Source organism: Photobacterium kishitanii (genome assembly GCF_003026355.1).
Classification (GTDB): Bacteria; Pseudomonadota; Gammaproteobacteria; order Enterobacterales; family Vibrionaceae; genus Photobacterium; species Photobacterium kishitanii.
The window spans coordinates 247913-260907 of record NZ_PYON01000003.1; the positions used below are offsets into that span (position 1 = coordinate 247913).

Here is a 12995-nt window from a genome sequence, read left to right on the forward strand (position 1 = left end):
TATTATGATAGGTTAATCAAGTTAGCTACTGATAATCTAATATCATGAGGTTTAGATTCATGCGCTGAAGGCTTTATCCATAGTTTTTTAAAATTACACCAGCCGATAGAATTAATATCAACACCTTGAATACTATCAGGAACAGTAAGGCGTAATTCCTCATGGTTGATAATGGCCATCAGGTGTTGATCATTTAACCATGTGAGCAATATGTTTAATTGGTATTGTTGCTGATTGTGCTCCGCTGCTGTGAGTTGATTTAGATACGATTGAAATTGTTGAAATTGCTTCAAACTTAGATGCTGTTCCCAAAATGGATATAATTTCAAAAAACTAATAAGCCCTGTTATACGATTAGGCTCATTACGAATACCACAAATCGCGATATCCTGACGATCAATATAATGGCCAAATTTCACTTCTTGTGATTGATTATTACAGGCCTGCTCTAATAGTGCGGCATAGTGGCGACTATCATTATTGTTCTCATGGCTAATATTTATTAGGGGAGGAAGATTGATAGTAATAGGTTGTTGATTAAATAATGTCATTAATTGCTGTTTAACTGTGGCTGTTTGAAGTTGAGGCTTATTTAATAGCAATACAAAGCAACCAACACTGTCGTTAGTTACTTGGTAGCAATTAGATTGATGGTTAAGAAAGAAAAAGTTTTCAGCACAGCGTTTGTTTTTAGCCCATTGATGGTGAATCCAAAATTCAATGTTTTCTACTAATGCATTGTCTTGATTATAGTTAGCAAAGCGTTTGAGTCGAACTAATTTATTGGAATTGACACCTAGCATAAAAGGACCTGAGCCAATGGCTTTAAAGTCAGTCTTGCTACTAAAAATTAAACGCTTCGGCATTATGGCTGTTTCTGGTCGACACAGTAACCATGCAAAATTTATATCAGGTTCTTTTAATTCAATGGTTACCATACCATTATGACAAGACTCAACACGTGCAATATTGCTATATAAACCTTGCCAATGAGAGCTGCGTTGTAATCCATGAAAATTGGCCACTACATCAGCGGCAGTTAAGCGCGATAGGTCATGAAATACTGTTTCAGCACGTAAATAAAAAGTCCATATGCGTTTATCATCACTGACTTCCCAACTATGGGCAAGATTACCATTTAGTCGACCATGATTATTGGCTAGCAGAGTTTGATAAATTTCACTTATAAGGTGTCGCTCAGTTCTTTCTGTTGCTTGATGTGGATGTAGCCATTCAATACTTCGGTGAAAAGGAACTAAAATGGTATCTTCTGTGGTGGTTACCGTTTGTGATAAATATTGCCATAATCCAGATGCAGTATCGCGACCATTAAAGCCGATGAGTTTATAAACAAGATCAATGTTATTGGTTGTCGTTGCTTTATCTACTTCTTGATAGCAAGCATCAATAGGCTCAATAAGGCAATTAATCTCACCACGATTTCCTCTTCCTGAGATTGGGTGCCATGTTAGCCAGCCCTTAGTTGTCATTTGTTTTAGTAGTGTACGGGTGTGACGTTCACTACAATTAAAATAGCTCGCAATATCAGTAATCGTTTTTTTTGACGTTCCTGGCCCCAGATTTTTAAATAAATTTTCATAGAGCTCTAGCTTGCGTTTATTAATCATTATTATTGATATTGAATCCGTTGTTATTTTGTGAATAAACTGTTTTAAGGATATCAGAGGAGGTGGGCTTGCTAAACTTATCTGTATCAAATACCTCATTGAGTCTTTGTAAGCGTTGTTCTGGCGTTATATAGAGTACACGAGCTAACAGAGTGGTGGGCTCACTTCCTGTTGCAGATGATATTAATTTTTTGATGTCATTATAAAAAGTCATAAGTTGTACCTTCTGAGTTGATAGATACAGAATATGACTTATATCAAAATCAAAAACGGAACAAAGATAGTGACTGTTCCGCTTTTATTATTATGAGCGTCTTATAGGCATATTTTTTTATAATATAACTAAGTGTTAGTTCCATTTTATAATAATGAAACCAAATGCGTAATTTTGTAATTGTGCTGAGGTTTGATGTTATGATGCGACACAGCCATTCCATTAAATCATAACATCAGGGGTTACCTTTGCTTGGTATTCTTATTACTCAATTCGTTGTTCTTTGGGCTGTTATTGATCCTATCGGTTCAGTGCCTGTTTATTTATCGCAGACACAGCATTTAACGGCGAAACAACAACGTAAAGTGGCATTAAAAGCGGTAGCGATAGCGACAGGAGTACTACTCTTTTTTCTTGTTGCTGGGCAATTATTGCTTGAAGCTATGCAGATCCCTTTACCTGCCTTTCAAGCTGCGGGTGGTTTAGTGTTATTGCTGTTTGCATTAACGATGATTTTTGGTGAAAGTAAGCCAGAACAAGAACAAAAGTTATCAGAAGAAGTGAGCCATTCTGATTTAGCTGAACTGGCGGTTTACCCACTGGCGATTCCGTCAATTGCTTCTCCTGGTGCGATGATGGCAATTGTCATGTTAACTGATAATCATCGTTATTCAGTGGTCGATCAGGTCATAACTGCTGGAGTGATGGTCATTGTATTAGCCGTAACGTTATTGTTACTGCTTAGTGCCAATACTATTCAAAAATGGATTGGTAATATTGGTGCCGCTATTATTAGTCGTGTGATGGGATTAATTTTAGCTGCTGTAGCAGTGAATAATTTATTACAGGGAATTAAGGACTTTTATATTTAACCGAAGGCTATTGTTTATTAAGTGATTATTTTGACGATCATTTTGTGACATGCCAGTATCATAATAGGTACTGGCATTCATGTATTATTATAATGCGCGTGAGTGTTGCTGATGAGTAAGGATAGCGTAAATGATGAAGCTAATAATAGATAGGCTAGCCATTATTAAATAGCCACTGCTTACACCGAATAGTTTAACGCTGATACCAGCCATCAAATAAGTAATTAACCACCAAAAATGGGTTAATGAAAAGTGGGCAGCAAAATAAGGCCCAGTATCTTCATTATTGGTATCACAAGCCTTAGTAATAATCAGCCCTGCTGAAGTTTGAATAAATGACATTCCAGCTCCCATAGCAAAACAGACACAGCTAAAACCTATCCAACCTGGGGTTAATGCTCCCATAAAAAAAGACCCACAAATAATGGTTAATCCCAACCAGTGAAAATGTTGTGGTGTATATTTATCAAGTAATTTAGGTAAACGTAAAGCAACAAGCATCGAACCTAAGCCAACCACCATTAGTGCCAATGCGGTTTGGGTTTGGTTACCTTGTAAAATGTCATGTACATAAACGACGGTGTTTACGAGCACCATTGCAGATGCACTGGCAGCGGCTAAATAAGCAAACCATAATGCCTTAAGCGTTGGTTTACCTAAGTAGTTGGTGATGCCTTGAGTTAAGCTGTTTAAGCTAATCTTTGTTGGTGGTGCAGGTGCACGTGCACGTTTAGGTAAACTACAGCATAAAATGAGTCCAGCAGAAATAATAAAGGTTGCAGCATCAAGAGTGAATAATAGTTTAAATTGAATAATCGTAAGCAGTAGTGCAACTAATATTGGGCTGATAATTTGTTCTAAATCATAAGCCATTCGACTTAGTGATAATGCAGTTGCGTATTGGTGTTTATTGGGTAGTACCGTGGGTAACGTTGATTGAAAAAGTGGTGAAAATCCAGCAGAACAGGCATTGATCGCGAACATTAAGCCATAAACTTGCCAAACCTGAGTCACAAACGGCAAGCATAGAAACATCAGTGCGCGAGCGATATCTAATATAATGAGTGTTTTTTGTTTCGGTAAGCGGTGGGCTATTGCTCCAAATACAGGAGCAAGGCCAATATAAGCCACCATTTTAATTGCAAAGGCGATACTTAGTACCATACCTGCACTGTCACCCGCTAAATTATAGGCAAGTAAGGCCAGGCAGACTGAGCTAACGCCGGTACCAATAAGAGAAATAATTTGTGCAGCAAGTAGGCGTAAATAATTTCGATTATGCCACATTGAGTCATTGTTCGTTATAGCCGTCATTTACCAAGTCCAATCAATTAAACCAAATCATATCCCGTTACTGAGCAGTGTTTGCTTATGATGTTAATTGCCACTGAGATGGCATAAAGAGTATTGGGAAGAGCAGTCAGTATATTTGTTTTACAGTTATCATTTAAATCGAACGTTTTTATAATTACTATTAGTGAGTTCGATAACTATTGTGTGACTGGAGTGAAGGTGAAAGAGATAAATTGGCGTGGGGTAGATTTAAATCTATTATTGACGTTTGATGCGTTATACCGTTTGGAAAGTGTGTCAGCGGCTTCTAAACATCTTCATCTTGGGCAGCCTGCAACGAGTTATAATTTGAAACGGTTGCGTGAGTTATTACAGGATCCACTGTTTGAACGTGTTGGCAATAAAATGCTACCTACAACGAGAGCTCAAGAAGTTGCACCTAAAGTGGCAATGATTCTCGCTATTTTCAGTCAAGATATCCTCCCGTCAGTCGTGTTTGAGCCGCAATGCTATGCAGGGAAATTTATTATTGGGGTTAGTGATTATGCGGAGCAAATATTTGGCCCTGATTTATTTGATACGTTGCAGCAACTTGCGCCACACTGCAAAGTTATTTTTAAACCTGTTGATAGTGAGAATTGTGTCGATTTATTAACTGCGCACAATACTGATGTGTGCATTGGGGTATTTAATGAGTTACCTGATCATGTGTTAACAACGTTTTTGTACCGCGAAAAACATTTGTGTACTTTTGATAATCGTGTAATGCAGACTCAAGTCCCGATTGATTTAGCAACGTATTTAAACACTCCTCAAATGATTGTGACTGCTAATGAATGTCTAACAACTCAAGTTGATAAAACCTTGGCGAATCTAGGTGTAAAACGCAATGTAGTATTAGGAACAACCCGTTTTTTAACGGTCAGACGAATGTTATTAGGCCGTAAAATGGTGGCGGTAATGGCGGAAATGGTTGGGCGTTCAGATCTGATTGATGACAACTTAACGTTATGTGTGCCTCCGATTGATATTCCTGATTTTGATATTGAAATGGTGACTTTAAAACGCGATAGTCACCATCCCCGTATTATTTGGTTATCCGAATTAATAAAGCACTTAATTCAAGCTAAAGTGAATACTTTACGAGATATTAATTAAATAAGAATGTTTAATTGCTTATTATATAAGTTTAATCTTTAATTAATTGCTGTGATTATTATTTACAGTTGCCAGTAAAACCATTTTTAATACGGTTTTGCTGCAGTTTGTGACCTGATTTAATAAGTTCGCTTTTGATATAAGCAAGCGTTTTTTTCGGGGTCTGGACTTGTAATTGTTTTGCGATAGCATTAACTTTTGATGTGTTACCTGATGCTGCATAATTTTCACCAAGCGCAAGCAGTGCCACTGAATTGCGCATGTTATGTTCATTTTTTGCTATATTTTCTAATGTATTAAGACCAGACATATCACAAACATCTAGTTTCTCAGATGCTTGGATTAAGTCTTCTCCTAAAACCATATTACCCGCGGCTTCTTTTATTGAGTTACACCCTGTAAGTACTGCACTTGATAATAGTAGTGTAATTAGAATCGACTTTTTCATCATAAATCCTTTAATTGTAGGTAATAATAAAATCTATAACGACACAATTAATATGACGTAATAAATAATATATATTTAAATTAGTTATTCACTGAATATCTGAATAGGAGGTAGATGCTAAAGATTATTTATATTACACGCAAATATATACAGGGTTATATTTTTATTGGCTGTAAATTATTATTTACATAAATGAGAATTATTATTGTTTGTGTTCGAATGTGAAATTATATTATATTGACGCAATATTCATGTTTACTTTTATGTTACATTTTAATTGTCGTTAAATATTATTTGGTTAAATCTTATCAGCTTCATTTTTATCTTCAAAAAAGTATTATTTAGCCTTTAAATGTAAAATATTTTATTGTAACGATGAAGGTTTTTAATTAATGCGTGGTTTGGTTGAAAAATGGCCGTCTTGTTGTTGGTTTTTTGTACTTAAAATAAGATGATATAAATTAACGCCCTTATAGATAGGGCATTATGTTGATGCTATGGCCGTTAATTCGCGTCGGTTAAGTTGAGTAAACTTTCTAACTCACACCAACATCCACCACACCCCGTCCCTGCTGTTGTTATACGACTTAAGGTAGACACATCTTGTACTTTTTTATTAGTAATAGTGTCAATAAGTTGTTGTTTGGTTATTTGTTTGCAAGCACAAACTATGTCTGTGTCGGTAAGATTATCTTCGCCATTGAGAAACTGATGTAATTTTAGTTCGTTACACTCATAGCCAATAATATTAGACGACGAGGTGAGATAGTGGCTATTACTATAAGGACGAATGAGCAGTGAACTAATACAACGATTATTTTCGATCACGATTGCTCGACGGCTATTGTGGGTGATAGCACGTAAGTGGTGTTGGGCTGGATGCATAAAATAAGTCATTAATATTTGCTCTAGGGCACTTGGCGTAAGGTTTGAGCTGAGACAATATTGATAACCCGCTTTAACCTTTTTACATACCCAATAGAGTGCTGTTGGTGATGGTAAGTCAGCTAATGTCACGGCTTCTGTCGTCGTTAAAATAGCATCAGTGGTGTAGGTGAGTGGTGTTAGTTGAACCGCTGTTGCTTTAAATTGCGGCTGGCCAGAAATAGGATCGCATTGTTCGTCGATGAGGGCGCAGACACTACCTGATGATGACGTTTGTTGGGTCCAATGAATGGCAATAAAAACCTGCCTAGGTTTAACTTCAGTACTAATACGTACGCGAAAAATAGCTTTGCTGTATTGACTCGTTACTGTGACTAATTGATTATTACTGAGCTTATAGTGGTCAGCATCTGTTGGATGGACAGATATCAGCGGTTCTTGAATATGGCCGGCAAGAGAAGCCGAAAGCCCTGTACGAGTCATCGTGTGCCATTGGTCTCGAATTCTGCCTGTATTAAGTAATAGCGGGTAGGCTGTTGAATGATGAGTGATGGGAGGGCGATAAGGCGTTGCAATAAAGCAAGCTTTACCATCTTGGGTAGGAAAAATGCCATCACTAAATAACCGCTGCTGGTTAATACCATCATCATTAATTGGCCATTGCTGCGGTAACAAATTATCGTAATCGTGGGCTGTTAGGTGGCTAAGTCCACTGAGATTAAGTAGCCGTGGCGTTTGGTGAGGGTGATTATTTGTTGCCGTTAAAGCGACGTGCTCTGCAAATATTTGTGCTTCATTGGTGTAATTAAAACTATCACCAAATCCCATTCTTTGAGCCACCTGAGTGATTATCCACCAATCAGGTTTAGCTTCACCTTGAGTCGGCAATAAGCGTCGCTGACGGGAAATATAGCGTTCAGAATTAGTGACGGTACCTGATTTTTCACTCCAACCTTGAGCTGGAAGCTTAATCGTAGCGTGACGCAAAGTATCATTATTGTTGACGCAATCAGAGACAATTACACAAGGACATTGGGCTAATGCTCGATTAATTTTATTGCTGTTAGGTAAAGTTGCTGCTGGATTAGTAGCGATGATCCATACCGCTTTTATTGTGCCATTTGCAATAGCATCAAACATATCAACGGCTTTAAGACCGGGCTTAGTGGCCAAGTTATTAGTTTGCCAAAAGTCACTCAATAGCTGCCAATGATCTTGGCGTTCAAAACTAAGGTGTGCCGCTAATGTTGTCGCTAAACCGCCGACTTCACGTCCCCCCATAGCGTTAGGCTGACCTGTGATTGAAAAAGGAGTTGCTCCCAGTTTACCTATTCGTCCCGTTGCTAAATGACAATTGATGATAGCATTGACTTTATCTGTGCCTGATATTGACTGATTAACCCCTTGAGAATATACCGTTACGGTTCGAGGGTGGTTGGCGAAGAGTTGATAGAAAGTGCGTAGTTTTTCTGTATTGATCCCCGTTAATTGACTGACGTTTTCATCGTTACTCAAGGTCGCTGCCGTTGTTAATGCTGCTTCAATGTTATTGGTGTGCGCATTGATATATTCTTGATCAATATAGTTATTGTTATTTAAATAATTTAATAAGCCATTAAATAGTGCTATATCGCTACCAGGAGTAATCGCAAGGTGTAAATCCGCAATGTCACAACTTGCAGTATGGCGAGGATCAATCACCACAATTTTAGTGTTGTGCTGTTGTTGTGCTAGTTTAAGTCGCTGAAAAAGAATGGGGTGGCACCAAGCAAGGTTAGATCCAGTTAAAATTACCACGTCTGCCGCTTCTAAATCATCATAACAGCCGGCGACACAATCTTCCCCAAACGCACGTTGATGTCCAGCCACTGCTGATGACATACATAAGCGCGAATTTGTATCAATATTAGCGGTGCCAATAAAGCCTTTAGCCAGTTTATTAACGACGTAATAGTCTTCTGTGAGTAATTGCCCTGAAACATAAAACGCAACGGCACTAGGACCATAGCGATTAATAATAGATTGTAGCTGGGTAACCGTCTCATCCAATGCTTCATTCCAGCTAACGGGTTTATTTAATATTTGTGGTATTAGCATGCGGTTATCATTAGTAAGTGTCTCTGTTAAAGTTAATGCTTTAGCGCATAACTTACCTTTATTAGCTGGATGTTGTTCGTCACCTTTTATGTCAAGTTGACCTTGGTTATTTATTCGTGATTTTATTCCACAGCCTACACCACAATAAGCACAGGTTGATTTTACCCATGAGCTTTTATTATTCATTGATGATGGCTCCTTTATTTATTTAGATAAAACAAATAGTGCAGTTAATTAAAGGCAATATATGTACCAATAGTTTTTAAGTTATTGTTTGTTGTCTTTTGTAAATATTTAACTTGTTGATTTTATTGTTTATTTAAATATTCGTGTCGGTGGTTGTATTATTATCGTTTTTGTCAGCTTTTAATTTTTAATCATTTTGGTGCAATGCATTGTTAATAATGCACCATAATGGTGTTTGTTATTTTTATAGTGTGTTTTGTTTTTAGTGAATAAGTTTATCTTTATTTTTTAATTCAGCGTGTTGGCAGTGTTATTTATTATTTGTCTCGTGGTGGCATTAAGCTTGCTGTATAGATAAATAAGCAAAATAAAATAGGCGAAGTGAGTAAGCTTTCGTTAAAAATAATAAGAGGTGAACTGTGAAGCCATTGAAGCCGCAACAATATTCGCTAGTTACTAATGACGCTAAGATTCAATGGTGTCAGGTGACACAATCGATTGATGATCAACGTCAACGGGGAATAGTTACCTTAGTGGGGGCAGGTCCTGGTGATCCGGAGCTATTAACACTAAAGGCATTAAAAACTCTCGAAAATGCGGATGTAGTGGTTTATGACCGTTTAGTGAGTGCTGCAGTTATGGCGCTTATTCCATCTCATAGTCAAACTATTTATGTGGGTAAAGCCAAAGGCCAACACAGCATAACCCAATTAGGGATCAATCAGTTATTGGTACGGTTAGCCCAACAAGGGAAGCAAGTGTGTCGTTTAAAAGGCGGAGATGTATTTGTGTTTGGTCGTGGTGGCGAGGAAATACAATATTTACGCCAACATAGTATCGAGGTTGACGTTGTACCAGGTATTACTGCTGCAGGGGGGTGTAGCGCGTATGCGGGGATTCCACTAACCCATCGCGGGGTATCTCAAGGCTGCACATTAGTTACTGTACACACTGAAAGAGATCTTGAGGTTCAATGGCAAGCTTTAGCCAAGCTTAACCATACATTAGTGTTTTATATGGGATTATCTAAAGTTGAACTTATCTGCCGCCAACTCGTAAATGCGGGGTTAGTCGCAGCGACACCTGCAGCGATAATCGAAAAAGGGTGTACTGATGAACAGCGAGTGATTAAGGCCACCTTAGCAACGTTAGCTGAGCAAGTTAATCGTCATCAGATTGGCTCACCTGCATTGATTATTATTGGTGAAGTGGTGAGTTTGAGTGACAGCTTAGCATGGCATCAGCCCAGAATGGATGCACTTATGTTGATGAATAAGCCTCAGAAGTTGGCATAGAGAAGGAGATCATCATGGATAGAAAACGGATTGTTATTGTTGGTAATGGCATGGTTGGCCATCATTTTATTGAGCAGGTATTGGCATCTGATGGTGCTGATGGCATAGATTTAGTCACGTTTTCAGAAGAAGATCGTTTAGCTTATGATCGCGTCCAGCTCAGTCATTATTTTAATGATAAAACAGCGGCAGACTTAGCCTTAGCACATGAGGCAGATTATCAACAAGCAGGAGTCAGTTATCATATTAACCAACAGGTGACGGCGATTGATCGTGAACATAAATATATTATCACTGAGCAAGGAAAAAAGATTACTTATGATCAGTTGATATTAGCCACCGGATCATACCCTTTTGTCCCCCCGATTGCCGGTAATGATGCTGAACATTGTCATGTGTATCGTACTATTAATGATTTAAAAGCGATTGCAGCATCAGGTAAACAAAGTCGAGTAGGAGTAGTGATTGGTGGTGGCTTACTTGGACTTGAAGCTGCAAATGCACTGCAAAATATGGCACTGGAAACTCATGTGGTTGAGTTTGCGCCACAGTTAATGGCAGTACAGCTGGATGAAGGTGGTGGGGCGTTATTACGTCAAAAAATAGAAGCATTAGGCGTTAATGTTCATACTAGTAAAGCAACTGAGAAAATTGTTACTGGTGATCAATGCCGTTATAAGCTTATTTTTGCTGATGGTACTGAGTTAGATACCGATATGGTGGTGTTTTCTGCGGGCATTCGTCCTCAAGATGCACTGGCTAAACAGGCAGGATTAACCATAGGTGAGCGCGGCGGGATAGTGATTAATGATCAATGTCAGACCAGTGATGCTGATATTTATGCTATTGGTGAGTGTGCGTTATGGAATAACCGTATTTTTGGTTTAGTTGCACCAGGTTATAAAATGGCACGCGTTGCTGCTTCGACTGTGTGTGGTATTGATGCTGCATTTACCGGTGCTGACATGAGTACCAAATTGAAATTATTAGGCGTCGATGTTGCGAGTATTGGTGAAGTACATAATATTGATGCTTCTCAGGTATTTACCTTGTCAAATGATATTGAGCAGAGTTATCAACGGATTATTGCCTCAGAACAAGGGGATAAATTACTAGGGGCAGTATTAGTGGGTAATGTTGAGCAGTATTCTCAGCTATTGCAATTGACATTGAATCAATCGCCGTTACCGACGCCACCGTCATTATTATTAATGCCAGAGGCGTTAGCAGCGACCACACAAATGACAGCTGTTGATGATGTGGTTGGCGATAAGGCACCAGTATGTTCATGCTTTGATGTTAATAAAGGTCAGATTTGTCAGGCGGTTGCTGATGGTTGTGTCGATATGGCTCAACTTAAAACCATGACTAAAGCGAGTACTGGGTGTGGTGGATGTGCCAGCTTCGCTAAACAAATACTGGAAACTGAGTTAGCGGCGTTAGGGCATCAAGTTAATCACCATTTATGTGAGCATTTTAGTTATAGTCGTCAGCAATTGGCCGATATCATTCGAGTTAAAAAGATCAAAACGTTTAGCGCCTTATTAACTGAATATGGCTCAGGGTTAGGCTGTGATATCTGTAAACCTGCTATCAGTTCAATTCTCGCCTCATTTTGGAATGATTATATTCTTGAACCACAACATGTCGGTCTGCAAGATACCAATGATATTTACCTTGGTAATATGCAAAAAGACGGTACTTATTCTGTTGTACCTCGTATTCCTGCTGGTGAAATTACCCCCGAAAAACTGATTATCTTAGGACAAGTTGCCCAACAATTTAAACTCTATACCAAAATAACCGGCGGACAACGGATTGATTTATTTGGAGCACAGTTACACCAATTACCTCAAATTTGGCGGTTACTTGTTGATGCAGGGTTTGAAACTGGACACGCTTATGGCAAATCGGTGCGAACAGTAAAATCGTGTGTAGGATCAACTTGGTGCCGTTATGGTATGGCCGATAGCATGGCGTTTGCGATTGATCTTGAAAATCGTTACAAAGGCTTACGATCCCCGCATAAGCTTAAGTTTGCCGTTTCTGGTTGTACTCGTGAATGTGCAGAAGCTCAATCAAAAGATATTGGCGTGATTGCCACTGAAAAAGGCTGGAATTTATATGTGGCTGGTAATGGCGGTATGCGTCCCCGTCATGGTGATCTATTTGCATCGGATCTCGATAACGACACTTTGATCAGTTATATCGATCGCATATTAATGTTTTATATCCGCACTGCCGATAGGCTGCAACGAACCTCAGTATGGCTAGAAAACCTTGAGGGTGGAATTGATTATTTACGCCAGGTCGTCATTGATGATGCGTTAGATATTAACGTTGAACTTGAGCAAGAAATGGCATCTAGTTTAAGTAATTACCAATGTGAATGGAAAACTACGCTTGAGTCACCGCAAGAGCTACGTCGGTTTCAGCATTTTATTAATAGTCGTCAACCTGATTTGGGCTTGGCTTATCATACTGTTCGTCAGCAGCGTACCCCCATGACTTGGCCTAAAAGCGGTGAGCCTATTACGATCGTTAATATTACTGAATAAGGATAAATGATGATTAATCAATGGATTACTGTATGTGATGAAAACGATTTATATCTTGATGCTGGGGTGTGTGCGTTAGTCAATGGTCACCAGATAGCACTCTTTTGGTGTGGTCATAATAATACTCTGTATGCGATTAATAATTATGACCCGGTTGGTAAAGCGAATGTGCTTTCAAGGGGTATTCTTGGCTCACTAAACGGCACAGTTGTCGTGGCTTCGCCGTTATATAAACAACATTTTTGCCTTGAAAGTGGTCAATGTTTAGAGCTCGCTGAAACCTTAGTACCTACATACCCAGTGCGACGTTATAACGGTAGTGTTCAGGTGCAATTGATCGTTTCTTTACTCGGTAAATAGG

At 38.7% G+C, this 12995-nt stretch carries 10 protein-coding genes; 5 read left to right on the plus strand and 5 right to left on the minus strand.

The annotated features are described in order from the left end of the window. Nucleotides 1-2: 2 nt before the first annotated feature. Both C0W29_RS05120 and C0W29_RS05125 read right to left on the minus strand, forming a co-directional pair. Entirely contained in the window at nucleotides 3-1628 is a 1626-nt protein-coding gene (locus C0W29_RS05120; RefSeq protein WP_235869000.1) for an SgrR family transcriptional regulator, read from the minus strand. Then, nucleotides 1621-1842 (minus strand): hypothetical protein, encoded by a 222-nt coding sequence (locus C0W29_RS05125; RefSeq protein ID WP_045041719.1) that lies wholly within the window; start codon nucleotides 1840-1842, stop codon nucleotides 1621-1623. Before C0W29_RS05125 ends, C0W29_RS05120 begins: the two co-directional genes overlap by 8 nt. Nucleotides 1843-2090: 248 nt before the next feature. Between C0W29_RS05125 and C0W29_RS05130 the strand changes: the two genes are divergently transcribed. Further along, entirely contained in the window at nucleotides 2091-2714 is a 624-nt protein-coding gene (locus tag C0W29_RS05130; protein WP_036795565.1) for a MarC family protein, read from the plus strand. Between the two features lie 87 nt (nucleotides 2715-2801). Here the strand turns inward: C0W29_RS05130 and C0W29_RS05135 are convergent, their stop codons facing one another. After that, a complete protein-coding gene (locus tag C0W29_RS05135; RefSeq protein WP_045044299.1) occupies nucleotides 2802-4028 on the minus strand; it encodes an MFS transporter in 1227 nt (408 codons plus the stop codon). Between the two features lie 198 nt (nucleotides 4029-4226). Between C0W29_RS05135 and C0W29_RS05140 the strand changes: the two genes are divergently transcribed. Beyond that, the gene (locus C0W29_RS05140) at nucleotides 4227-5165 is read left to right on the plus strand and encodes a LysR substrate-binding domain-containing protein (RefSeq protein ID WP_052671537.1); all 939 of its coding nucleotides are present in this window, start codon (nucleotides 4227-4229) and stop codon (nucleotides 5163-5165) included. 58 nt (nucleotides 5166-5223) lie between these two features. Here C0W29_RS05140 and C0W29_RS05145 read toward each other — a convergent pair whose 3' ends face one another. Both C0W29_RS05145 and C0W29_RS05150 read right to left on the minus strand, forming a co-directional pair. Continuing rightward, nucleotides 5224-5613, minus strand: coding sequence for a hypothetical protein (locus C0W29_RS05145; RefSeq protein WP_045041716.1), 390 nt, complete (start codon nucleotides 5611-5613; stop codon nucleotides 5224-5226). A 504-nt stretch (nucleotides 5614-6117) separates the two neighbouring features. Beyond that, on the minus strand, nucleotides 6118-8781 hold the full coding sequence (locus tag C0W29_RS05150; protein ID WP_045044300.1) for a nitrate reductase: 2664 nt from the start codon (nucleotides 8779-8781) through the stop codon (nucleotides 6118-6120). Between the two features lie 470 nt (nucleotides 8782-9251). Between C0W29_RS05150 and cobA the strand changes: the two genes are divergently transcribed. The 3 genes from cobA to nirD are packed head-to-tail and all read left to right on the plus strand — an operon-like array spanning nucleotide 9252 to nucleotide 12994. Beyond that, nucleotides 9252-10076, plus strand: coding sequence for a uroporphyrinogen-III C-methyltransferase (gene cobA / locus C0W29_RS05155; RefSeq protein WP_373455690.1), 825 nt, complete (start codon nucleotides 9252-9254; stop codon nucleotides 10074-10076). A gap of 14 nt (nucleotides 10077-10090) precedes the next feature. Beyond that, on the plus strand, nucleotides 10091-12634 hold the full coding sequence (gene nirB, locus C0W29_RS05160) for a nitrite reductase large subunit NirB (RefSeq protein ID WP_045044301.1): 2544 nt from the start codon (nucleotides 10091-10093) through the stop codon (nucleotides 12632-12634). A gap of 12 nt (nucleotides 12635-12646) precedes the next feature. Further along, on the plus strand, nucleotides 12647-12994 hold the full coding sequence (gene nirD / locus C0W29_RS05165; protein ID WP_036796448.1) for a nitrite reductase small subunit NirD: 348 nt from the start codon (nucleotides 12647-12649) through the stop codon (nucleotides 12992-12994). Nucleotide 12995: the final 1 nt, after the last annotated feature.

What these genes read in the sequence shown, in the direction of transcription:
- C0W29_RS05120 (WP_235869000.1), bottom strand. Translation starts at nt 1,628, where the DNA reads ATGATTAATAAACGCAAGCTAGAGCTCTATGAAAATTTATTTAAAAAT.
- C0W29_RS05125 (WP_045041719.1), bottom strand. Translation starts at nt 1,842, where the DNA reads ATGACTTTTTATAATGACATCAAAAAATTAATATCATCTGCAACAGGA.
- C0W29_RS05135 (WP_045044299.1), bottom strand. Translation starts at nt 4,028, where the DNA reads ATGACGGCTATAACGAACAATGACTCAATGTGGCATAATCGAAATTAT.
- C0W29_RS05145 (WP_045041716.1), bottom strand. Translation starts at nt 5,613, where the DNA reads ATGAAAAAGTCGATTCTAATTACACTACTATTATCAAGTGCAGTACTT.
- C0W29_RS05150 (WP_045044300.1), bottom strand. Translation starts at nt 8,781, where the DNA reads ATGAATAATAAAAGCTCATGGGTAAAATCAACCTGTGCTTATTGTGGT.
- nirB (WP_045044301.1), top strand. Translation starts at nt 10,091, where the DNA reads ATGGATAGAAAACGGATTGTTATTGTTGGTAATGGCATGGTTGGCCAT.